This is a genomic window from Frischella perrara (genome assembly GCF_000807275.1).
Lineage (GTDB): Bacteria > Pseudomonadota > Gammaproteobacteria > Enterobacterales > Orbaceae > Frischella > Frischella perrara.
The window spans coordinates 202305-227200 of the sequence record NZ_CP009056.1; the positions used below are offsets into that span (position 1 = coordinate 202305).

16 protein-coding genes, 3 tRNA genes and 3 rRNA genes are annotated in these 24896 nt (G+C 36.9%); 16 read left to right on the forward strand and 6 right to left on the reverse strand.

What is annotated here, in order from left to right; translation table 11 throughout:
• The first annotated feature begins 295 nt into the window (after positions 1 to 295).
• Positions 296 to 1336 carry a tagatose 1,6-diphosphate aldolase gene (locus tag FPB0191_RS01000; RefSeq protein WP_039103370.1) on the forward strand — a complete coding sequence of 347 codons (1041 nt, stop codon included), beginning with the start codon at positions 296 to 298 and terminating at the stop codon, positions 1334 to 1336.
• Between the two features lie 58 nt (positions 1337 to 1394).
• Here FPB0191_RS01000 and rpmE read toward each other — a convergent pair whose 3' ends face one another.
• From rpmE to FPB0191_RS01025, 5 genes are all read right to left on the reverse strand, one after another.
• Positions 1395 to 1610 (reverse strand): 50S ribosomal protein L31, encoded by a 216-nt coding sequence (rpmE, locus tag FPB0191_RS01005; RefSeq protein WP_039103371.1) that lies wholly within the window; start codon positions 1608 to 1610, stop codon positions 1395 to 1397.
• A gap of 249 nt (positions 1611 to 1859) precedes the next feature.
• Positions 1860 to 2909, reverse strand: coding sequence for an outer membrane-stress sensor serine endopeptidase DegS (gene degS, locus FPB0191_RS01010; RefSeq protein ID WP_039103373.1), 1050 nt, complete (start codon positions 2907 to 2909; stop codon positions 1860 to 1862).
• Between the two features lie 238 nt (positions 2910 to 3147).
• Entirely contained in the window at positions 3148 to 4530 is a 1383-nt protein-coding gene (locus tag FPB0191_RS01015; RefSeq protein WP_039103374.1) for a Do family serine endopeptidase, read from the reverse strand.
• 278 nt (positions 4531 to 4808) lie between these two features.
• Positions 4809 to 5219 (reverse strand): Z-ring associated ZapG family protein, encoded by a 411-nt coding sequence (locus FPB0191_RS01020; protein ID WP_039103375.1) that lies wholly within the window; start codon positions 5217 to 5219, stop codon positions 4809 to 4811.
• A gap of 72 nt (positions 5220 to 5291) precedes the next feature.
• Entirely contained in the window at positions 5292 to 5747 is a 456-nt protein-coding gene (locus tag FPB0191_RS01025) for a DUF721 domain-containing protein (protein WP_039103376.1), read from the reverse strand.
• Between the two features lie 273 nt (positions 5748 to 6020).
• On the opposite strand from FPB0191_RS01025, the gene FPB0191_RS01030 reads away from it, so the two are divergent.
• From FPB0191_RS01030 to FPB0191_RS01100, 15 genes are all read left to right on the forward strand, one after another.
• Positions 6021 to 6341, forward strand: coding sequence for a hypothetical protein (locus FPB0191_RS01030; protein ID WP_039103377.1), 321 nt, complete (start codon positions 6021 to 6023; stop codon positions 6339 to 6341).
• Positions 6342 to 6459: 118 nt separating this feature from the next.
• A complete protein-coding gene (gene secA, locus FPB0191_RS01035) occupies positions 6460 to 9177 on the forward strand; it encodes a preprotein translocase subunit SecA (RefSeq protein ID WP_039103379.1) in 2718 nt (905 codons plus the stop codon).
• 107 nt (positions 9178 to 9284) lie between these two features.
• A complete protein-coding gene (gene mutT, locus FPB0191_RS01040) occupies positions 9285 to 9686 on the forward strand; it encodes an 8-oxo-dGTP diphosphatase MutT (protein WP_039103381.1) in 402 nt (133 codons plus the stop codon).
• 102 nt (positions 9687 to 9788) lie between these two features.
• Positions 9789 to 11678, forward strand: a complete 1890-nt coding sequence (gene parE / locus FPB0191_RS01045) for a DNA topoisomerase IV subunit B (RefSeq protein ID WP_039103382.1) — start codon at positions 9789 to 9791, stop codon at positions 11676 to 11678.
• 95 nt (positions 11679 to 11773) lie between these two features.
• Entirely contained in the window at positions 11774 to 14017 is a 2244-nt protein-coding gene (gene parC, locus FPB0191_RS01050) for a DNA topoisomerase IV subunit A (protein ID WP_039103384.1), read from the forward strand.
• A 43-nt stretch (positions 14018 to 14060) separates the two neighbouring features.
• On the forward strand, positions 14061 to 14900 hold the full coding sequence (gene djlA / locus FPB0191_RS01055; RefSeq protein WP_039103385.1) for a co-chaperone DjlA: 840 nt from the start codon (positions 14061 to 14063) through the stop codon (positions 14898 to 14900).
• A gap of 28 nt (positions 14901 to 14928) precedes the next feature.
• On the forward strand, positions 14929 to 16377 hold the full coding sequence (locus FPB0191_RS01060) for a TrkH family potassium uptake protein (protein WP_039106403.1): 1449 nt from the start codon (positions 14929 to 14931) through the stop codon (positions 16375 to 16377).
• Between the two features lie 108 nt (positions 16378 to 16485).
• Positions 16486 to 17025, forward strand: a complete 540-nt coding sequence (gene hemG, locus FPB0191_RS01065) for a menaquinone-dependent protoporphyrinogen IX dehydrogenase (protein ID WP_039103386.1) — start codon at positions 16486 to 16488, stop codon at positions 17023 to 17025.
• 509 nt (positions 17026 to 17534) lie between these two features.
• Positions 17535 to 19068 (forward strand): 16S ribosomal RNA (locus FPB0191_RS01070).
• A gap of 58 nt (positions 19069 to 19126) precedes the next feature.
• A tRNA-Glu gene (locus tag FPB0191_RS01075) sits at positions 19127 to 19202 on the forward strand.
• Between the two features lie 204 nt (positions 19203 to 19406).
• A 23S ribosomal RNA gene (locus FPB0191_RS01080) occupies positions 19407 to 22307 on the forward strand.
• A 67-nt stretch (positions 22308 to 22374) separates the two neighbouring features.
• A 5S ribosomal RNA gene (gene rrf, locus FPB0191_RS01085) occupies positions 22375 to 22490 on the forward strand.
• The 16S, 23S and 5S rRNA genes sit together here with 3 tRNA genes alongside, the layout of an rRNA operon.
• Before the next feature lie 73 nt (positions 22491 to 22563).
• A tRNA-Asp gene (locus FPB0191_RS01090) sits at positions 22564 to 22640 on the forward strand.
• Between the two features lie 11 nt (positions 22641 to 22651).
• A tRNA-Trp gene (locus FPB0191_RS01095) sits at positions 22652 to 22727 on the forward strand.
• 138 nt (positions 22728 to 22865) lie between these two features.
• On the forward strand, positions 22866 to 23204 hold the full coding sequence (locus tag FPB0191_RS01100; protein WP_039103387.1) for a MaoP family protein: 339 nt from the start codon (positions 22866 to 22868) through the stop codon (positions 23202 to 23204).
• Position 23205: 1 nt separating this feature from the next.
• Here the strand turns inward: FPB0191_RS01100 and FPB0191_RS01105 are convergent, their stop codons facing one another.
• Complete coding sequence (locus tag FPB0191_RS01105; RefSeq protein WP_039103389.1) at positions 23206 to 24729, reverse strand: YifB family Mg chelatase-like AAA ATPase; 1524 nt, start codon at positions 24727 to 24729, stop codon at positions 23206 to 23208.
• Between the last annotated feature and the right edge of the window lie 167 nt (positions 24730 to 24896).

Sequence of the window (24896 nt, forward strand, 5' to 3'; positions counted from 1 at the left end):
CGCGTTCAGGTTACGAAATTTCTACATGTTATGTTAATAAGCTTCATTAGTTAATGAATATATTAAACTAAAATTAACTATAGATATGATTAAAAAAACTAAATTTTTTAATCATAACAGTTTTTATTTCTGCACGTATAAATTCATTTTTGCAACCAAATCAATAGGTTGCTTTCTCCAAAAAAGTAAATCAATCTCCTGCTTGATTGATTAGCATTATTTCACTGTTGACTTTATTGAACTCTTAAAGAATAGGTTTAGAATGAAAAGTGTACAAAATGATGAGGAGATAGTAATGACTAGAAAGTTGATTTCCAGAAGAAAATTTAATTGTATGGAACAATTATCTAATAGTGATGGTGTTATTGCCGCATTAGCCATTGATCAACGCGGTTCTATGGTAAAAATGATGGAGACGGCAGTGGGTAAGGAACGCTATCACATTGATATGGTTTATGAGTTCAAAGAACTCGTTTCCGAAGAACTCACTAAATATGTTAGTGCGATTTTACTGGATGAAGAATATGGTTTCAAAGGTATCAAAGCCAAGAATTCTAATTCTGGTTTAATTCTATCTTATGAAAAAACAGGTTATGATGTTAACACACCCGGTCGCCTACCGGAATTATTACCGGAAGAATCCATTCAACGATTGATAAAAAAAGGTGCTGATGCTGCTAAGGTATTAGTCTATTATAATCCCGATGATCCTCAAGAAATTCTTGATAAAAAACATGCTTTTTTAGAACGTTTGGGTGATGAGGCTCGAGCAGCGGATTTACCAGTTTTGGTTGAACCTATTGTATATGATAATGATATTCTAGATGATAAAAGTCCAGAGTTTGCTAAGATAAAACCTAAAAAAGTTATTGATACTATTCGAGAATTCACTAAAGATTGTTATCACATTGATGTATTGAAAGTTGAAGTACCTGTATTATTCAAATATGTTGAAGGTTTTAATAACACAAATCCTGTAGTATATAAGCAAAAAGATGCCGCTAATTACTTTAAAATTGCCAGTGAGGCAGCAACTCGACCATTCATTTACTTAAGCGCAGGTGTGCCTACAGACGTATTTCATCAAGAATTAATTTTTGCCGGTGAATCAGGAGCTAAATATTCCGGTATTTTAGGTGGAAGAGCAACTTGGTTTGAAGGAATTGCAGCTTATGCGAAAGGTGGAAAAGACGGTTTAAGAAAATGGTTAGATACTATTGGCAGGGATAACGTTGAACACCTTAATAACATATTGAAAAAATATGCAAGACCTTGGTATGACATTTATGGTGGTAAAAGTAATATTGAAGTATTTGATATTAATTTGAAAGACTGACAATATAAATAAGTCTGGATTATTCATCATCCAGACTTATTGAACCGGTTAACACTAATTATTTCTTACCGCTAACCATTCCGAAACGTTGTTTGAATTTATCAACACGTCCACCAGTAGCTACGTCGCGTTGTTTACCAGTATAAAATGGATGGCATTCACCACAAACATCTAAGTGGATATCATGACCTATAGTAGAACGAGTTTTGATAGTATTGCCACAAGAACAAGTTGCAACGATTTCTTTATATTCTGGATGGATATCTTTTTTCATTTTTTGCCTCTTTTATGTTTGTATCGCTATATAAATGGTTGTTATACAACGGAATTTATACACCATACAAATGTTAAATAACATGAATAAGGGCACGGATTATACAGCTATTTTTTTTTCTGGTCAATAGCAGCTCCCCTAGGCTAGATTTACTATATTTGTAAAAAAACAAGCGATCCTAAGAAGAAGTTATAGAGTATTTACAATATGCTATTTCATCAAAAATTAAATTATTATCTTATATCTAAGTTATATTGGCAGTTGTTCAATTTGAACATTTAGCGTTATTTTTTCACCTTCACGTAACACAATAACCGGAATCGTAGTTCCAGGTTTTAGTTCCGCAATTTGATCCATCGTGTTAATAATAGATTTAACTGGTTTATTATTTACAGAAATTAAAATATCATTACGTTTGATACCTGCTTTTTCAGCAGGGCCATCAATATTCGTGACAAGAATACCTAAAACTATTGGATGATCGCTAGGATTTTGAGTTGGTGCAAATTCTAAACCGTCCACACCAATATAACCACGAATAATCTTGCCATCCTTTATTAACTTTTCCATGATTTTGGTTACTAAAGTTGTTGGGATCGCGAAACCTATCCCTTCGGGAACATCATTACCAAAATTTTTAGTAAATGATAAAGTATTTATTCCAACCAGTTCGCCATTGGTATTGACTAAAGCGCCCCCTGAATTACCATGATTAATTGATGCATCTGTTTGAATAAAGTTCTGCCGACGAAAAGGACTCAGTCCGTCGCGTCCAGTAGCACTTATGATGCCTTGCGTTATTGTTTGACCTATATTGTAAGGATTTCCTATAGCTAAGACTACATCACCTATTTTGGGAGTATGCTTAGGGTTAATTGGAATGACGGGAATATTGCTCGCTTGGATTTTTAAAACGGCGATATCGACTAATTTATCTGATCCAATTGATGATGCTTCGAATATTCGTCCATCTTGAAGGGCAACAATGATTTGTTCTGCATTTTCTATCACATGATAATTAGTAATGATATAGCCATCTTTACGGATAATTACACCAGAACCTAACGGTGTAATAACACTACTACTTTTTTTGGGAAGTGTTGCGAGAGAACGACTATATATATTCACAACGGCTGGGGCAGCTGATTTTACAGCATAATTATAACTTAATGGTTCATTGTTAAAGATTGCACGAGGTAAAAATGTTTGGCTTTTATCTCGTAAAGAAGGGAAAATGATTAAAAGTACCGCTGCTAAAACAGCACCAATTAGAATAGGCCATAGTATTTTTTTTAGCATGCGTCATTAATACCTTAGATTTCAACTATAATTAAATAATAACACATAAACCCAAAAATCTAATAAATCTTATGTAAGGATAGTTTAATTAGATTAATAAATACTGAATAAAATCATAAATACTAAGGTCATAAATTATAAAGGTTATTTGAAACGTTATACTATCTACTATGATTGGTAATTAAGGATGATGAAACAATTATCATCATCCTTATATCAATGATGAGTAGTCAATTAATTATCTTATAATAAGATAAACACGACTCTTTCCTCGGATAATCTGTAATGCAATAACAGAAGGTTTGTCATCTATCGCTTTACGGAGATCGGCAATATTTGAAACGTGCATTTTGTTTACACCAATAATTAAGTCACCTTCTTGTAAACCTAATAATGAGGCTGGTGAACGTTTTGCAATGTTATCAATTAAAACGCCTTCTTGACCATTAATTTCACCATTTATGAGATTAGCACCTTCGAAGCTTGGATGTATATTTTTTGCTTCCGTAATTAACTCATCACTATTTTTTAATTTAACTTTAAATTTTATTTCTTTATTGTCTCTGATGATACCCAATTTAACTTCATGTCCAGCGCCTTCAGTCGCAATTTTCGCACGTAACTCTGCGAAACTTTCAATAGGTTTATTATTCATTGAAATAATGACATCTCCCGCTTTAATTCCTGCTTCAGCAGCAGCAGAATCAGCTAATACCTCACTTACAAATGCACCTTTTTGAATATTAAGATCAAAGGCTTTGGCAATATCCGAGGTTAATTCATTGCCCTTAATACCCAAAACACCTCTTTTTACTTGACCATATTCCGTTAATTGATCGGTAAGACTTTTTACCATATTACTAGGGATCGCAAAACCTATTCCAACATTGCCTCCCCCTGGTGCAATAATTGCGGTATTAATACCAATCAGTTCACCATTGAGATTTATTAAAGCTCCTCCAGAATTCCCTCTGTTAATAGATGCGTCTGTTTGTATGAAGTTTTCAAAACCATTCATATTTAAACCACTTCGTCCAAGTGCAGAAACAATACCAGAAGTAACGGTTTGACCAATACCAAAAGGATTACCGATAGCTACAGCAAAATCACCAACGCGTAATTTGTCTGAATCGGCTAATTTAATTGCAGTAAGACCGCTCGCTTGTTCGATTTTGAGTAATGCAATATCACTTTGTGGGTCTCGACCAATTAATTTTGCAGAAAACTCACGACCATCTTTTACTAAAATAGTAATTTTATCAGCATTATCAATTACATGATTATTAGTAACAACATACCCTTTTTCGGCATTGATAATCACGCCGGAACCTTGTCCAGTAAATGTACGGGATTTATTCTCAGGGTAACCGAAAAAAAATCTAAACTCTTCAGGTATATTATCTTGGACTTGTGCGATACCTTCAATTTTAATACTGACAACAGAAGGTAAAACATTTTCTAACATTGGTGCTAAGCTAGGTAATTCTTGTTTATTACCATTAGGAGAAGTAACAAAAGATGGTAATGGAATATTTGCCTGAGCAAATGAACCAAAAGTTAAGCTCAAACTTAGAGCCAATAGAGAAAGATATTTTTTATGATTATTAGCTTTATGTTTCATGATGATAGTCACTCTCATTTCTTATGATATTAATGATAATATATTATGCTTAAAATAGATTATTCTTGGTTTATTTCGTCATCACCTAGTAAGTTTTGCTCAATATGCATAAGTTATATGATAATAAATTCCATTAACCAATTAGACTTTAAAAACTAATGGTAAGAATAGGGTCTTAGATCAGGATCATATTAGCATTATCACAATCGTAATAATGCTAATATCAATATCAAACCATTTGTTTCTTAGTGAGATTCATAGTATGGAATAAACAATCATTATTTTTGTTCTGAATTATTCATTAAACCAGAGTGGCTACTCGCATAATCTTTTGGTTGTGAGTTCATAAAGCTCTTCGTAGGTTGAATCTTTTCATCAATAGGTTTAATTGGAGCCATATTTAATGCGTTGATATCAGCTTGAGAAATTAAGTTGCTTGAATTTTCCGCCATATGCTGATAGAGGCGTCGGAAATCATTAGCCATATTATCTAATATTTCAGCGCTGTGAGCAAAATGTTTAACGATGATCTGTTTTTGTGCGATTAATTGTTGTTTTGATTCATCACACTCGACCTGTAATTTGTTGAATTTTCGTGCTTTTGGACTGAAAACATTCGTTAATATAATACCTATTATAATACCCAGAATTAAGCCAATAATAAGATAAATCATTATTTCAGAATTCATTTTTTATCTCCTTGATAAAAATTGCAATTAATTAATTTATGAACATTGCTAGATGTTTAGATTCTTTTCTCTTTATTTTAATACATGATTGGCTAGTTTAATCAAGTTTGTTTTTAGTTTTGGAGTTGCATCTTGCGCTAGCGCTAATAAAAGTGAGGCACTTTGAGGTGTGATTTTTCTTTTGCCTACTATTGTCACTTTATCGTTTATAAAAGATTGTGATTGGTTCAATATAGGATTAATTTTGTATTGTATTGATGCTAGACCACTAAGACCATTTTGGCGTAATGCTAAAAGTAACTTTTCTTGTTCATAACGTAATCGTGTTAACCAACCTGCTGAACAGACCTCTATAATTAAAATACTTTGACGATAATTTGCTACACGACAACAATGGTGTAAATGGCTAGGTAAATAACAATAAATCATTTTATTTAAACGAGATAATTCAATACTTCGCGTTTGAATATTGGCTAACGTAAAACCATTAAATAAATTATTTAATGATTGAGGTTCACTGTTTCGCATTTATTTATCTCACTTAAAATGACTTTTAGTTTTAATTTACTATATTTATAACGGTTCGTCTTGATATCAATTATTAATTTACAATTAATTAGTTATTATTTTACGGTTATAGTTTATGAAAAAGAAAGCATGTCAAAAAGTAAAAAATAGGCTAATATGATACACTATCGTATTTATAGGCTAGTCATGATTAGTCTAAATTTAACACTATAACTAAAAATTCAGTATATCTTGTAATCTTATTATATGATCAGTATCTGCTATTGGCAAAATATGACTAAACGTTTCGCTATTAAGGTAGCGTTGCCACATTTATTATTAGGGTTATTGGCAACCACGTTTAGCCTATTTGATCAAACGACTTATATTGGAAGTGTTCCAGAAACAAATATAAGTACAATTGCTGCTGTCATAGTGAATTTCCAACAGTATCGTTCAGCCAACCAAGTTGATACTGCTTTTCCAATAAGTATTAAATATTATTTAAATAGACTCAACTTTAAACTCCCTTCTTTTACGCAAGATAAACATACAGTTAAAGTGATTCGTTTAACACCAAGTAATGGTATTCGAGCCGGACCCGGTTTATTTTGACTTGATAGAATAAAATATATTCTATTACGGAGTTAAATGAAAATTTGAAATCTTGCAATAACAATACGTTGGTTATTGGTCTTGTAGTTCTAATCAGTTTATAAAAAAGAGAATTTATATGTTATTAAATTTATTAACGAAAATATTTGGTAGTCGTAATGAACGTATTCTAAAAATGATGCGTAAACGTGTAGATAAGATTAATTCATTAGAATCAGCAATGGAAAAATTATCTGATAATGAATTAAAAGCAAAAACTACCGAATTTAAACAACGCATTGCTAATGGTGAAAGTTTAGATTCTATTTTAGAAGAGGCATTTGCTGTTGTTCGAGAAGCGAGTAAACGTGTTTTTGGTATGCGTCATTTTGATGTGCAATTAATTGGTGGTATGGTTTTAAATGAAAGATGCATTGCAGAAATGCGAACAGGTGAAGGTAAAACATTAACAGCAACTTTACCTGCTTATCTTAATGCATTAACAGGTAAAGGTGTACATGTTGTTACCGTCAATGATTACCTAGCCCAACGAGATGCAGAAAATAATCGTCCACTCTTTGAATTTCTTGGCTTAACTATTGGTATTAATTTACCAAATATGCCAACAGCAGCAAAACGAGAAGCATACAATGCAGATATTACTTATGGTACTAATAATGAGTACGGATTTGATTATTTGCGCGATAATATGGTTTTTAGTAAAGATGCACGTGTTCAACGTCCATTGAATTACGCTTTAGTGGATGAAGTTGATTCAATTTTAATTGATGAAGCAAGAACACCATTAATCATTTCAGGTCCTGCGGAAGATAGTTCAGAGCGTTATGTAAAAGTTAATAAGATTATTCCTTATCTAACGCGTCAAGAAAAAGAAGACAGCGAAGAATATCAAGGCGATGGTGATTTTTCAATTGATGAAAAATCTCGCCAAGTGAATTTAACTGAACGAGGATTATTAAAAGTTGAAGAATTATTAGTTCGTGAAGGGATGATTAAAGGTGATGAATCATTATATGCACCAAATAATATTGTATTAATGCACCATGTTAATGCGGCCCTTCGAGCTCATCATTTATTCCATCGAGATGTTGACTATATTGTCAAAAACGGTGAAGTTATCATTGTTGATGAACATACCGGTAGAACGATGGAAGGGCGCCGTTGGTCAGATGGTTTACATCAGGCTGTAGAAGCGAAAGAGGGTGCAAAAATACAAAATGAAAATCAGACCCTAGCTTCAATTACATTCCAAAATTATTTCCGATTATATGCTAAATTAGCAGGAATGACCGGTACCGCGGATACAGAAGCATTCGAATTTAATCAGATTTATGGTCTTGACACGATTGTTATTCCAACTAATAAACCGATGCAGCGAAAAGATTTTCCAGATTTGGTTTATATGACGGAAAAAGAAAAAATAGAAGCTATTGTTGCTGATGTTAAAGAATGTGTTACTAAAGGGCAACCCGTATTGGTTGGTACAGCATCAATTGAAAAATCCGAACTAGTATCGCATTACTTAAATAAAGCCAAAATTAAGCATAATGTACTTAATGCAAAATTTCATGCTCAAGAAGCAGAAATTATTGCTGATGCTGGTCGTAAAGGTGCTGTAACTATTGCAACTAATATGGCGGGTCGTGGTACGGATATTATGCTAGGTGGTAACTGGCAAATGGAAGTTGCTAAATTAGAATCACCAACACCAGAACAAATTGATACAATTAAACAAGAATGGCAAATTAGACACGAAGAGATTATTCAGTTAGGTGGGTTATACATTTTGGGTACAGAACGGCATGAATCACGTCGAATTGATAATCAGTTACGTGGTCGTTCTGGTCGTCAAGGTGATCCCGGTATGTCCCGCTTTTATCTTTCCTTAGAAGATCCACTTATGCGTATTTTTGCTTCAGATCGTGTAAGTGGCATGATGCGTAAATTAGGAATGAAAAATGGTGAAGCGATTGAACACCCTTGGGTAACGAAAGCGATCGCTAATGCGCAAAAGAAAGTCGAAAATCGTAACTTTGATATCCGTAAGCAATTGCTTGAATATGATGATGTTGCCAATGATCAACGTCGAGTTATTTATGACCAACGTAATAATTTATTAGACAATAATGACATCAAAGATGTAATTGATTCAATCAGAGTAGATGTATTTAATAATCTGATTGATCAATATATCCCACCACAATCAATTGAAGAAATGTGGGATGTATCTGGACTTGAAGCTGCTTTAAAAAAGGACTTTGATCTTGATCTACCTATTTCTAAATGGCTTGATGAAGAGATGAATCTGCATGAGGAAACTTTGCGTGAGCGCATCTTACAAAAAGCACAACAAATTTATCAGGACAAAGAGGCTACTGTTGGCAGTGAGGCATTCCGCAATTTTGAAAAAAATGTCATGCTACAGACATTGGATACATTATGGAAAGAACATTTAGCTGCAATGGATTATTTACGTCAAGGAATACACTTACGCGGTTATGCGCAAAAGGATCCTAAGCAAGAATATAAGCGTGAATCTTTTAACATGTTTGCTGCTATGCTTGATGAGCTTAAATATGATGTGATTGGTATTTTAAGCCGTGTACGTATCCAGTCCCAAGAAGAGATTGAAGAAGCTGAACGACGTAGATTAGAAGAGCTTAATAAACTAGCCGAAAAACAGCGTCTTAGCCATGAAGAAATTGATGAATTGCACCAAGATAAACCTCAATCTTCTCAACCTCTTGTTCGTGCACAGGCAAAAGTTGGTCGTAATGATCCTTGTCCGTGTGGTTCTGGCAAAAAATATAAACACTGCCATGGGGCTGTTCAATAGCAACAAAGTCTAGTATTATTTTATATAGGTGATTTTTTGCACTTGAATGATGTTGTAGTATTGATTACTACAACATCTTATTTAATATAGGATAAATCAACAACACTATGAAAAATGTTGAAATTGCAGTTGGAATTATTCGTTCGCATGATGGAAAAATATTCATAACTCAACGTGGTGAAAGTTCACATTTAGCTGGCTTCTGGGAGTTTCCAGGCGGTAAAGTTGAACAAAATGAAACTCCTTTTCAAACATTACAACGTGAAATCGCTGAAGAAGTTGATATTCGTATTCATAACGCTCATTTTTTAAAAACAATAGAATATCAATATAGTGATTGTTTTATTACTATTCATACTTATTTAATTGAAGAGTGGGATGGTGAACCATTTGCAGCAGAAGGTCAGCCAAGTCGGTGGGTTGATGAGGAAGATCTGAACGCTGACGATTTCCCAGATGCTAATCGTTCTATCATTGAAATGCTCAAAAATTTAGACAATAAAATCTAGTTATTCATTTACTTAGCCTATTAATTCGAACAGTTATCGATGTTCGCTATTTTATGGCTATTTTAGTATAATATCTCCAATTTTCTCATCAAATAAAGAGCTATGGCACAATCAAGTTATAATGCAGTTGATATTGAAATCTTAAAAGGATTAGATCCGGTTAGACATCGCCCAGGTATGTATACTGATACCACACGACCAAATCATCTTGGTCAAGAAGTTATCGATAATAGTGTCGATGAAGCTATAGCGGGTCATGCCAAACATATACAAGTTATTTTACATGAAGATCAATCACTTGAAGTTATTGATGATGGGCGAGGTATGCCGGTGGATATTCATCCCGAAGAAGGGGTGCCGGCAATTGAATTGCTCCTTTGTCGTCTTCATGCAGGTGGTAAATTTTCAAATAAAAATTATCAATTTTCAGGTGGGCTGCATGGTGTAGGCATTTCGGTTGTTAATGCATTATCTAAACGAGTTAATGTAACGGTTAATCGTGATGGACAAATTTATGAAATTGCTTTCGAACAAGGTATAAAGGTTGAAGATCTTCATGTAGTTGGAACCTGTGCGCGCCGTAATACAGGAACAAAAGTACATTTCTGGCCAGAAGAAAAATATTTTGATTCAGCCAAATTCTCTGTTTCCAAACTTGAGCATCTTCTAAAAGCTAAAGCAGTGCTCTGTCCAGGTTTGGAAATAATATTTAAAGATAAAGTCAATAATAAAGAACAACGTTGGTATTATCAGGCTGGGCTTACGGATTATTTAATGGAATCTGTAAGTGATTATGTACTTTTACCAGAATCTCCTTTTATTGGTGAACATACAGGTTCCACGGAAGCTGTGGAATGGGCACTCCTTTGGTTACCTGAAGGTGGCGAGTTATTAACTGAAAGTTACGTTAATTTAATTCCAACCATACAAGGTGGTACTCATGTAAATGGTCTTAGACAAGGGCTTCTAGAGGCTATGCGTGAGTTTTGTGAGTTTCGCAATTTATTACCGAGAGGTTTAAAATTAACCGCTGATGATATTTGGGAACGCTGTGCTTATGTCTTATCGGTTAAGATGCAAGAACCACAATTTGCAGGGCAGACTAAAGAACGTTTGTCTTCAAGACAATGCGCTGCTTTTGTATCGGCCATCGTTAAAGATGCCTTTAGTTTATGGTTAAATCAACATGTTCAGCAAGCTGAATTGTTGGCTGAAATGGTCATATCTAGCGCACAAAAACGACTACGTGCATCTAAAAAAGTTATTCGTAAAAAACTCACCAGTGGACCTGCGTTGCCTGGTAAATTAGCTGACTGCTCATCACAAGATCTTTCGCGAACTGAATTATTCCTAGTCGAAGGTGATTCTGCTGGTGGTTCAGCAAAACAGGCCAGAGATCGCGAAACACAAGCAATTATGCCTTTAAAAGGTAAGATTCTTAATACTTGGGAGGTGTCATCGGATGAAGTATTAGGATCTCAAGAAATCCATGATATTTCAGTTGCTATTGGTATGGATCCTGATAGTGATGACCTAAGTCAATTACGTTATGGCAAAATCTGTATTTTGGCTGATGCAGATTCAGATGGGTTACATATAGCAACGTTACTTTGCGCTCTCTTTTTGCGACATTTTAAATCATTAGTTGAAAATGGGCATATCTATGTTGCGATGCCTCCACTTTATCGTATTGATTTAGGTAAAGATGTTTACTATGCCCTAGATGAAGAAGAAAAAGAGGGTATTTTAGAACACTTACAACGTAAAAAAGGAAAACCTAATGTACAGCGATTTAAAGGATTAGGTGAGATGAATCCTTTACAATTACGAGAAACTACAATGGATCCCAATACCCGTCGATTAGTCAAACTAACGCTTGATGATACAGAACAAACAATAGCCTTACTTGATATGTTATTGGCAAAAAAACGAGCAGATGATCGACGAGACTGGTTGCAAGAAAAAGGTGATCAGGTCGAGTTAGAGGTGTAATTTAACCATGATGTTACACGATATCATATAAGTTTATTAGATTTAGTTTCTTTATATTATATATTTGCTAGTTATTTAAAATCGAAGGAATTCTGATGAGTGAAATTACTCATGATGGTGTAGAAGTACAATCTCTACAAAAATTTACTGAAAATGCATATTTAAACTACTCTATGTACGTCATTATGGATCGGGCATTACCATTTATTGGTGATGGTTTAAAACCTGTTCAAAGGCGGATTGTTTATGCGATGTCAGAACTTGGACTTAATGCACAAGCTAAATATAAAAAGTCAGCAAGAACGGTCGGTGATGTATTGGGTAAGTATCATCCTCATGGTGACAGTGCATGTTATGAAGCGATGGTATTAATGGCTCAGCCTTTTTCATATCGTTATCCATTGGTGGATGGGCAAGGCAACTGGGGTGCGCCAGATGATCCTAAGTCTTTTGCCGCAATGCGATATACAGAATCAAGATTATCAAAATATGCAGAGCTACTATTATCTGAATTAGGTCAAGGCACGGTCGATTATGTTCCTAATTTTGATGGAACAATACAAGAGCCTAAAATGTTACCTGCACGTTTACCTAATATATTATTAAATGGTACGACCGGTATCGCTGTTGGTATGGCGACTGATATTCCTCCGCATAATATACGGGAAGTTGCAAATGCCGCTATTATGTTACTAGATAATCCGAATGCTACACTTGCTGATGTTATGACCCATATTCAAGGACCTGATTATCCCACTTCAGCAGAAATTATCACATCTCCTACTGATATAGCCAAAATTTATGAGACAGGGCGTGGTTCAATTAGAATGCGCGCAGTATGGAACAAAGAAGATGGCGATATTGTGATAACCGATTTACCTCATCAAGTTTCGGGAGCAAAAGTTCTGGAACAAATAGCCACACAAATGCGTAATAAAAAATTACCATTAATTGAGGATCTACGTGATGAATCGGATCATGAAAATTTGACACGTTTAGTCTTAGTACCTCGTTCTAATCGTGTCGATCTTGAGCAGGTCATGAATCATTTGTTCGCTACGACAGATTTAGAAAAAAGTTATCGTGTTAATCTAAATATGATTGGATTAGACCAAAAACCATCTGTTAAGAGTTTATTAACAATTTTAACTGAATGGCTTGAGTATCGTAGATCTACAATTATAAGACGGCTAAATTATCGTTTAGATAAAGTACTTAAACGATTACATATTTTAGATGGATTACTGGTTGCATTTTTAAATATAGATGAAGTAATTGATATTATTCGTCATCATGATGAACCTAAACTTGAACTAATTCAACGTTTTTCAATTAGCGAAACACAAGCTGAAGCGATTTTAGAATTAAAATTACGTCAATTAGCAAAATTAGAAGAAATAAAGATTAAAGCCGAACAAGATGAGTTGGCTAAAGAACGCGATCAGTTACAAACATTGTTATCTTCAAATCGTAGATTAAATACCTTAATTAGGAAAGAAATAATTACTGATGCTGAAAAATATGGCGATAAACGACGTTCACCACTTGTCGAACGCGCTGAAGCAAAAGCAATAACAGAGCAAGAGTTGATTCCGTCAGAACCCGTAACTATTATTCTTTCTGAAATGGGATGGGTACGTAGTGCAAAGGGTCATGATATTGATCCTATTTCATTAAACTATAAAGCTGGTGACGGTTATAAAACAAGTGTAAAAGGTAAGAGCAATCAACCTGTTATTTTTATTGACTCAACCGGTAGAAGTTATGCGATTGAACCTAATACTTTACCATCAGCTAGAGGACAAGGCGAACCTTTAAGTGGTAAATTATCATTGCCTATTGGGGCGCAAGTTGAACAAATGGTGATGAGTTCGCAAGAAGATAAAAGAATCCTTATGGCTTCCGATGCGGGTTATGGTTTCATTTGTACATATTCAGATTTAATTGCTCGTAATCGTAATGGTAAGGCGGTCATTAATTTACCTGAAAATGCTAAGGTCATGCCAATAATTGAACTTAATGATAGTACACCGTTATTGTTAGCACTTACTAACTTGGGGCGAATGTTAGTTTTTCCAGTTGAAACTTTACCATCATTGTCAAAAGGAAAAGGCAATAAGATTATAGCCATTTCCAGTGCTCAAGCGCAGAAAAGAGAAGATTATCTCATAAATTTAGCACTAATTTCTGATAAATCCTCCATTACATTATATGCCGGAAAACGTAAATTAACTTTAAAAGCAGCTGATTTACAGAAGTTTATGGCTGAACGAGGTAAAAAAGGTACACTATTGCCTAGAGGATTACAACGGGTAGATAGAATTGAAATTGATGAGTAAATTATTTTAATCAATATGATTAATCGTTTTAGGAGTTATATGTATGTCCTTTATTTGGGCAATTGTCACAGGTATTATTTTATCTAAGATTTTTAAGAGTAGTATTATGTTCTTTATCGGTCTTTTTTTAGGACCGATGTTGTATCGTGCGTTTAATAATATTGCTCCGATAAGGCATAGCTCACCAAGTCCAACGTTATTTTTAACTGTTGCTTTTGAGGTACTTGGTCACCTTAGTAAAGCGAAAGGTCAAGTAACTCAAAGTGATATCAATCTAGCTAGTCATTATATGGATCAACTTCAATTAGATAATGAGAAACGTAAATTAGCGCAAGACTCTTTTAATCGAGGTAAATCCCATGGATATCCTTTACGCGAAAGATTGAGAGAACTTTATATTCAATATCGATATCGAAAAAAAGTATTAATGGTTTTTTGTGAGCAATTGATCCAAGCTGCACTAAATGATGGTTATTTAGATGATAAAGAGAAAATAATTTTAGATATAGTCGCAGAAGAGTTCCATATTTCTAAAACACAAATGGCGTTGTATATTCAAATGATTATGGCAAGTTATCAATTCCAGCGCCAACAATATTCATATAGAAATCAACAATCACAACAGAATCATTATCATCAAAGATATTATCAACATACAGAATCAATTAATGAGCTAAACAATGCATATAAAATACTTGGAGTTAATGCTTCTGATGATATTGCGACAATTAAACGTGCTTATCGAAAATTAATGAATGAGCATCATCCAGATAAATTAGTCTCTAAAGGATTACCTAAAGAGATGTTAGAAGCGGCAAAAAAACGAGCCCAAGAGATTCAACTAGCATATGATTTAATTAAAGCCAAACGAGGCTTTAAATAGACAGTTAATTTAAGAGAAAGCGTTTATGATGCATTGGCGTTCAATCATTCGCATCGTGGGATTACTAATCTCACTTTTGTCGGTATTTATGTTAATCCCAGCATTAATTGCGGTAATTTATCGAGATGGTGGTGGAACCATTTTTGTGCAATCTTTTTTGGTTGCCTTTACACTGGGAATTATTTTATGGATGCCTAATCGTAAGAATAAGCAAGAATTGAATATTCGAGAAGGTTTTATTATTGTTGTTTTATTCTGGGTTGTTTTAGGAACTATCGGTGCATTCCCTTTTATTTTTGATAAACACTTAAATTTAAATTTAACATCTGCATTTTTTGAATCCTTTTCTGGATTAACAACAACGGGTGCAACCAGTATTATTCATCTTGATACTTTACCCAAAGCACTTCTATTTTATCGTCAATTGTTACAATGGTTAGGTGGAATGGGGATTATTGTTTTAGCCGTGGCGATTCTTCCTTTACTCGGTGTAGGTGGTATGCAGCTATATCGTGCAGAAATTCCAGGTCCACAAAAAGATAGTAAAGTTCAACCACGTATTGCGCAGACAGCTAAAACCTTATGGTCTATTTATATATTTCTGACAGTAATTTGTGCTGTTTGTCTATGGTTAGCTGGGATGAATGGCTTTGATGCTATAACCCATAGTTTTTCGACCATTTCAATGGGAGGATTTTCGACTCATGATGCGAGTCTAGCCTACTTTAACAATCCAATTATTAATTATACGATTTCATTTTTTATCATATTATCCGGATGTAATTTTGCTTTACATTTTAATGCTTTTAATCAATTTTCAATAAAGACTTATTTCAAGGATCAAGAATTCAGAACTTTTATCTTTATTTTAGTTACTTTAGTTATCATAAGCGTCATAACAATTTATATTAAAGAAAAAGTCAATTTCCCAATCACACTTGATAAAATTATTCTTCAAGTTGTTTCTACTGCAACAACAACAGGATTCTCAGTTGATAGTGCTTACCAATGGCCGGCTTTATTATCTATCTTATTATTGTGTGCATCCTTTATTGGAGGATGTGCTGGTTCAATTGGAGGAGGAATGAAAGTTGTAAGAGTATTGCTTTTATTCATGCAAGGATCCCGTGAATTGAAACGATTAATACATCCAAATGCAATCTATACATTAAAATTAAATCGCCGAGTTTTGCCAGAGAGAATTATCGAATCTGTGTGGGGATTTTTTTCTGCTTATGCGTTAGTATTTCTTGTTAGTTTCTTTCTTGTTATGGCTAATGGTTTAACAGCCATGGATGCTTTTTATATCGTTGCTTCTTCTTTAAATAATTTAGGTATTGGTATTGATGCTGCAAGTGATACTTTTAACCATGTTGGTGAGATAGTGCAATGGATAATGATTATTGATATGTTATTTGGGCGATTAGAAATTTTCACTTTACTTATTATTTTCACGCCGGCATTTTGGAAATCTTAGTCATAAATCTCAAAAATAAATATTATTTTAGTATTTATTCGGGGTTTCAAATAATTATATTTATAGTTATATGTAACTGGTTATAAAAACTATTTTCTAAGAGCAAAGATGAAAACACTATTATTATATACTACTAATGAACATCAAACTGAAAAAATCATGCAAAGAATTCATGAGCAATTAAGTTCTCCATTTGAATGTGATTTGGTGGAATTGAAAGACTTAAACCAAATAGAACTATCAAGATACAAGGCTATTATCATTGGAACTTCGATTCGTTATGGATTTTATAGTAAGTTAATCAAACAATTTATTAACAATAATTATCAACAATTAAATCAAATGCCAAGTGCATTTTTTGGTGTTAATCTTATAGCTAGAAAGGCAAATAAAAATACGCCTGAAACCAATTTATATACTCGTAAGTTTCTATCCAAGATAAAATGGATTCCGAAATTAAAAGCGGTATTTGCTGGTGCGCTTTATTATCCACGGTACAATTGGTTTGATCGCAATATGATTCGCTTTATTATGTGGTTAGGCAAAGGTGATACTGATGTCAGTAAACCAATGATCGAATATACGAATTGGAATAATGTTGATCTATTTGCCCAACAATTTAAGGATATGTTTAATAAGTTTGAATGATCATTTATAAATAATTAAAATATGTGAATTGAAAAAATTATTCGATAAATTAAGATTAATTATTAGCAATTTTATTATTCTAATTTCGTAAAAAGCAGATATTTTAAACATAATTAACCAATATCGCGCAAACAATAACCAAACGAAAGAAAAAGCTCAAAATAGAGTTGATCTAAAAAATAAGATGTCTATAATGCGCAACCACTGAGTGATTGAGACGAACGAAAAGAAAGTCTAGGTTGCAAAGTGAAGTGAAGAAAGTTTTTAAAAAAAAGTTAAAAAACTTCTTGACAGGAAATAAGAGGTAGCGTAGTATACGCAACCCTTGAGACAGTAAGCCGAAACGGAAAAAACTGTCAGCTCTTTAAAAAGTAAATAACAGACAATCTGTGTGGGCACTGTTAGGACAAAGAATTAAAGTCTACGGACTTAAAAGAAATCAAGTCTTAATAAGTGACACTGAAGATTCATTTGAATATGTCAGAGACAGTTATTGAGCATCAAACTTTAAATTGAAGAGTTTGATCATGGCTCAGATTGAACGCTGGCGGCAGGCTTAACACATGCAAGTCGAACGGTAACATGAGTGCTTGCACTTGATGACGAGTGGCGGACGGGTGAGTAATGTATGGGGATCTGCCGAATGGATTGGGACAACAGTTGGAAACGACTGCTAATACCGAATAATGTCGCGAGACCAAAGGGTGCTTCCGGGCACTTGCCATTTGATGAACCCATATGAGATTAGCTAGTTGGTGGGGTAAAGGCTCACCAAGGCGACGATCTCTAGCTGGTCTGAGAGGATGACCAGCCACACTGGAACTGAGACACGGTCCAGACTCCTACGGGAGGCAGCAGTGGGGAATATTGCACAATGGGGGAAACCCTGATGCAGCCATGCCGCGTGTATGAAGAAGGCCTTAGGGTTGTAAAGTACTTTCGGTGATGAGGAAGTTATGTGTGGGATAAGCACATATAATTGACGTTAGTTACAGAAGAAGCACCGGCTAACTCCGTGCCAGCAGCCGCGGTAATACGGAGGGTGCGAGCGTTAATCGGAATGACTGGGCGTAAAGGGCATGTAGGCGGATGATTAAGTTAGGTGTGAAAGCCTCGGGCTCAACCTGAGAATAGCATTTAAAACTGGTGATCTGGAGTACTGTAGAGGGAGGTAGAATTCCACGTGTAGCGGTGAAATGCGTAGAGATGTGGAGGAATACCGGTGGCGAAGGCGGCCTTCTGGACAGATACTGACGCTGAGATGCGAAAGCGTGGGGAGCAAACAGGATTAGATACCCTGGTAGTCCACGCTGTAAACGATGTCGATTTGGAGTTTGTTGCCTAGAGTGATGGGCTCCGAAGCTAACGCGATAAATCGACCGCCTGGGGAGTACGGCCGCAAGGTTAAAACTCAAATGAATTGACGGGGGCCCGCACAAGCGGTGGAGCATGTGGTTTAATTCGATGCAACGCGAAGAACCTTACCTGGTCTTGACATCCACAGAATCTTTCAGAGATGAGGGAGTGCCTTCGGGAACTGTGAGACAGGTGCTGCATGGCTGTCGTCAGCTCGTGTTGTGAAATGTTGGGTTAAGTCCCGCAACGAGCGCAACCCTTATCCTTTGTTGCCAGCGATTAGGTCGGGAACTCAAAGGAGACTGCCGTTGATAAAACGGAGGAAGGTGGGGACGACGTCAAGTCATCATGGCCCTTACGACCAGGGCTACACACGTGCTACAATGGCGTATACAAAGGGAAGCGAAGGTGCGAGCTGGAGCGGACCTCCTAAAGTACGTCTAAGTCCGGATTGGAGTCTGCAACTCGACTCCATGAAGTCGGAATCGCTAGTAATCGTGAATCAGAATGTCACGGTGAATACGTTCCCGGGCCTTGTACACACCGCCCGTCACACCATGGGAGTGGGTTGCACCAGAAGTAGATAGCTTAACCGCAAGGGGGGCGTTTACCACGGTGTGATTCATGACTGGGGTGAAGTCGTAACAAGGTAACCGTAGGGGAACCTGCGGTTGGATCACCTCCTTACGAAGCGCCTGGCAGTGTTCACACAGATTGTTTGTTATGAAGTATAAAGTTGTTATACGTCCCCTTCGTCTAGAGGCCTAGGACATCGCCCTTTCACGGCGGTAACAGGGGTTCGAATCCCCTAGGGGACGCCATTAAAGACGGTCAACTTTATACGATAAATTATCTTTGTATTTACTGATAAGTGAATAGAGAGATAAAGCTCTTTAACAAGTAGGAACAAGCTGAAAGAAACGAGTTCTCGAATGATGTTGGAATTGCATGAATGAATTTATGTGGTGAAGATATGATAAGAGAAGAAAGCGTAAAAGAAAACCAGAGACAACTGTGAGTTGTAAGGTTAAGAAATTAAGCGTACACGGTGGATGCCTAGGCAATCAGAGGCGATGAAGGACGTGTTAATCTGCGAAAAGCGACGGTAAGCTGATAAAGAGCGTAATAGCCGTCGATGTCCGAATGGGGAAACCCAATGCAGGTAACTGCATTATCATATGATGAATACATAGTCATATGAGGCGAACCGGGAGAACTGAAACATCTAAGTACCCCGAGGAAAAGAAATCAACCGAGATTCCCGAAGTAGCGGCGAGCGAACCGGGAGGAGCCCAAAGTGGGAAGCATATAGAGTTAGTGGAATTATCTGGAAAGTTAGACGATAGAGGGTGATAGTCCCGTACACGAAGACTAGATATGTGAAAGCTTGAAGAGTAGGGCGGGACACGTGATATCCTGTCTGAAGATGGGGGGACCATCCTCCAAGGCTAAATACTCCTGATTGACCGATAGTGAACCAGTACCGTGAGGGAAAGGCGAAAAGAACCCCGGCGAGGGGAGTGAAATAGAACCTGAAACCGTGTACGTACAATCAGTGGGAGCTGTTACCATTGGGTAATAGTGACTGCGTACCTTTTGTATAATGGGTCAGCGACTTATATTCTGTAGCGAGGTTAACCGAATAGGGGAGCCGAAGGGAAACCGAGTATTAACTGTGCGTTAAGTTGCAGGGTATAGACCCGAAACCCGGTGATCTAGCCATGGGCAGGTTGAAGGTTGGTTAACACTAACTGGAGGACCGAACCGACTAATGTTGAAAAATTAGCGGATGACCTGTGGCTGGGGGTGAAAGGCCAATCAAACCGGGAGATAGCTGGTTCTCCCCGAAAGCTATTTAGGTAGCGCCTCATGTATAACTGTTGGGGGTAGAGCACTGTTTCGGCTAGGGGGCCATCCCGGCTTACCAACCCGATGCAAACTCCGAATACTGACAAGTTTGAGCATGGGAGACACACGGCGGGTGCTAACGTTCGTCGTGAAGAGGGAAACAACCCAGACCGCCAGCTAAGGTCCCCAAGTCATAGTTAAGTGGGAAACGAAGTGGGAAGGCTTAGACAGCTAGGATGTTGGCTTAGAAGCAGCCACCATTTAAAGAAAGCGTAATAGCTCACTAGTCGAGTCGGCCTGCGCGGAAGATGTAACGGGGCTAAAACTATGCACCGAAGCTGCGGCAGTATGCGAAAGCATATTGGGTAGGGGAGCGTTCTGTAAGCCTGTGAAGGTATCCTGAGAGGGGTGCTGGAGGTATCAGAAGTGCGAATGCTGACATAAGTAACGATAAAGCGGGTGAAAAGCCCGCTCGCCGGAAGACCAAGGGTTCCTGTCCAACGTTAATCGGGGCAGGGTGAGTCGACCCCTAAGGCGAGGCAGAGATGCGTAGCTGATGGGAAACGGGTTAATATTCCCGTACTAGATATAACTGCGATGGGGTGACGGAGAAGGCTAGGTTTACCATATATTGGATAATGGGTTAAGCGTGTAGGGGTGTGATTAGGCAAATCCGGTCACTGAAACCCTGAGGCGTGATGACGAGTCACTAAGGTGGCGGAGTAATTGATGCCATGCTTCCAGGAAAAACCTCTAAGCATCAGGTTATATGTAATCGTACCCGAAACCGACACAGGTGGTCAGGTAGAGAATACTAAGGCGCTTGAGAGAACTCGGGTGAAGGAACTAGGCAAAATGGTGCCGTAACTTCGGGAGAAGGCACGCTGATGGTAATTGAAATCCCATGCGGATGTAGGTGAAATCAGTCGAAGATACCAGCTGGCTGCAACTGTTTAATAAAAACACAGCACTGTGCAAACACGAAAGTGGACGTATACGGTGTGACGCCTGCCCGGTGCTGGAAGGTTAATTGATGGGGTTATGCGCAAGCAGAAGCTCTTGATCGAAGCCCCAGTAAACGGCGGCCGTAACTATAACGGTCCTAAGGTAGCGAAATTCCTTGTCGGGTAAGTTCCGACCTGCACGAATGGCGTAATGATGGCCAGGCTGTCTCCACCCGAGACTCAGTGAAATTGAAATTGCCGTGAAGATGCGGTGTACCCGTGGCAAGACGGAAAGACCCCGTGAACCTTTACTATAGCTTGACAGTGAACATTGAGCCTTAATGTGTAGGATAGGTGGGAGACTGAGAAATGTGTACGCCAGTATGCATGGAGTCGACCTTGAAATACCACCCTTTAATGTTTGATGTTCTAACCTATGCTTCTGAATCGAGGCAAGGGACACTGTCTGGTGGGTAGTTTGACTGGGGCGGTCTCCTCCCAAAGAGTAACGGAGGAGCACGAAGGTTAGCTAATCCTGGTCGGACATCAGGAGGTTAGTGCAATGGCAAAAGCTAGCTTGACTGCGAGAGTGACGGCTCGAGCAGGTACGAAAGTAGGTCATAGTGATCCGGTGGTTCTGAATGGAAGGGCCATCGCTCAACGGATAAAAGGTACTCCGGGGATAACAGGCTGATACCGCCCAAGAGTTCATATCGACGGCGGTGTTTGGCACCTCGATGTCGGCTCATCACATCCTGGGGCTGAAGTAGGTCCCAAGGGTACGGCTGTTCGCCGTTTAAAGTGGTACGCGAGCTGGGTTTAGAACGTCGTGAGACAGTTCGGTCCCTATCTGCCATGGGCGTAGGAAAATTGAGAGGGTTTGCTTCTAGTACGAGAGGACCGAAGTGAACGCACCGCTGGTGTTCGGGTTGTGATGCCGATTGCATTGCCCGGTAGCTACGTGCGGAATAGATAAGTGCTGAAAGCATCTAAGCACGAAACTAGCCTTGAGATGAGTTTTCCCTGAAGAGATTCAGTAAGGTCCGTTCGAGACTAGGACGATGATAGGTCAGGTGTGTAAGTGTAGTGATACATTGAGCTAACTGATACTAATGAGCCGAGAGTCTTAACCTTACAACTCGGAGTTGTTTTTGGAAAGAAGAGCTTGTTCTGAAGAGTTAGAGAAGTTAGACAGGATATGTCTGGCGGCGATGTTGCGGTGGTCCCACCTGACCCATGCCGAACTCAGAAGTGAAACGCCGTGGAGCCGATGGTAGTGTGGGGGTTACCCCATGTGAGAGTAGGTCACCGCCAGACTATAAAATTTTAAGTTCTATAATATATGTTTAGATATTATAGACAGCACTAGAAGTGTCATATCTTATTCGGTGGAGCGGTAGTTCAGTTGGTTAGAATACCTGCCTGTCACGCAGGGGGTCGCGGGTTCGAGCCCCGTCCGTTCCGCCAATTCCTATTTTAGGGGCGTAGTTCAATTGGTAGAGCACCGGTCTCCAAAACCGGGTGTTGGGAGTTCGAGCCTCTCCGCCCCTGCCAAATAAAGAAACATCGCCTAATAATTAATCGGTTAAATCGTTGATTTATAATTAATTGAAAATTTTTATTTACAGATATTTGTTCTCAATTATAATCCGCAAAACAATATTATTGAATCTAAATTATTAAGGGTTGAAAATGGCAGAGAGTTTTCTTTCACAGCAACGTTTTTTTGATAATAAAAATTATCCTAGGGGATTTTCACGTCACGGCGATTTTACTATTAAAGAATCACAGCTTTTAGAAAAATATGGCTGTGCCTTTAAAGATTTAAATAGCGAATTGCGTAAGCCTATTACTGCGGAAGAAAAATCTTTTGTTTTAGCTTGTAAAGGTGAAAAAGAACCCTCCAACGATTTTGAAAAAGTCTGGTTAAAATATTTACATTGTATTAATAAAGCAAAAAAATTCCATACTTTATCAGGCGGAAAACCTCAAGTTGATATTACTGACGACTTTATTGACAATGATGATTAATTTAGCCTATATTTTTATGTAACTGTATTAGTAATTTGTCCATAGAACGATAACAAAGCGCTTCAGCTAAATGTTTTCGTTCTATATTTATATTTCCTTCTAGATCTGCTATAGTCCTTGATACTTTTAATATTCTATGCCATGCTCTGGCAGAGAGACCTAGTTTTGTTAAAGCTTGTTCTAAAAATTCACTATCATCTTTTGATAAATTGCAATAAAGAGCGATTTCTTGATTATTTAATTTACTATTTATTTTATTACTTCTTTTAATTTGCCTTTCTCTTGCTAGCTCGACACGTTTTTTTACTTCTGCTGTAGATTCTCCTTGTTTATGATTTCTACTCAAAGAACCTTTAGGCAATAGTGGTACTTCAATTGATAAATCAAAGCGATCTAAAAATGGACCTGATAATCGATTTAAATAACGTATGATTTGTTGAGGGGTGGTACGATTATGAGTACCTTGATAATGTCCTGTAGGACTAGGATTCATTGCTGCAATAAGTTGTACACAGGCAGGAAAAGTAATTTTAGCATTGGCTCTAGATATAACAATCTCTCCAGATTCAAGAGGTTCTCTTAAAGCATCCAAGACTTTTCGGCTAAATTCAGGTAACTCATCTAAGAATAGAATACCGTTATGGGCAAGCGATATTTCTCCAGGTTTTGGAATAGAACCACCACCAACGAGTGCAGCTATAGAGGTACTATGATGAGGGGCTCGGAAGGGTCTGATGCGCCAATTATGTTTCGAATCTACTTGATTAACTAAGCTGTTTATTGTTGCTGTTTGTAATGATTCAAGATCATTGAGTGGTGGAAGCAAATCATTTAATCTTGTTGCTAGCATAGTTTTGCCAGTACCTGGAGGACCAATTAGTAATAGATTGTGTCCACCTGCGGCAGCAATTTCTAGTACACGTTTAGCATGTTCTTGGCCGATAATATCCTGTAAATCATTTTGATAGTCATCTGAATTTAATGGAATATTGTATCTGACTTTAGTCAGTTCTATCTCGCCTGAAAAGTGCTGACATAATTTAGTTAAATTTTCACATACAAAGGCATTATTATTATTTATTAGTGCTATTTCTGCTGAATTTTCTGCTGATAGAATTAGCATTTTTCCTTGCTCCTGTACTGCAATTGCTGCAGGAATGGCGCCTTTTATTGCCCTTATTTCACCTGATAAGGCTAATTCACCTAAAAATTCATATTTATGTAAATTTTCTGTTTTTATCTGTAGAGTAGCGGCTAAAATTGCAATTGCTATTGGTAAATCAAAACGACTTCCTTCTTTTGGTAAATCAGCAGGTGATAAATTTATAGTTATTTTTTTACTTGGGAATGTAAAACCACTATTGATTATAGCACTTCTAACACGGTCTTTAGATTCTTTTACGGTAGCTTCTGGAAGTCCAACTAAAGTGAAACTTGGCATACCATTACTAATATGAACTTCAACGTCAATTTTGGGTGCTTGTATGCCAATACATGCTCGGGTAGATATTGTGAAAAGTGACATAATTAATCCTAATTTATATTAAAGAACAAATTTATCACTATATAATTTTGTAATTTTATTATGTTTGAAGATTTGTGATTGATTACGAAAATACGCAACAATCATTCCAATGGTAAATACTAATTTTCAAATCAATCTAATAAATAGTTAATATTTTGATTTTTAAT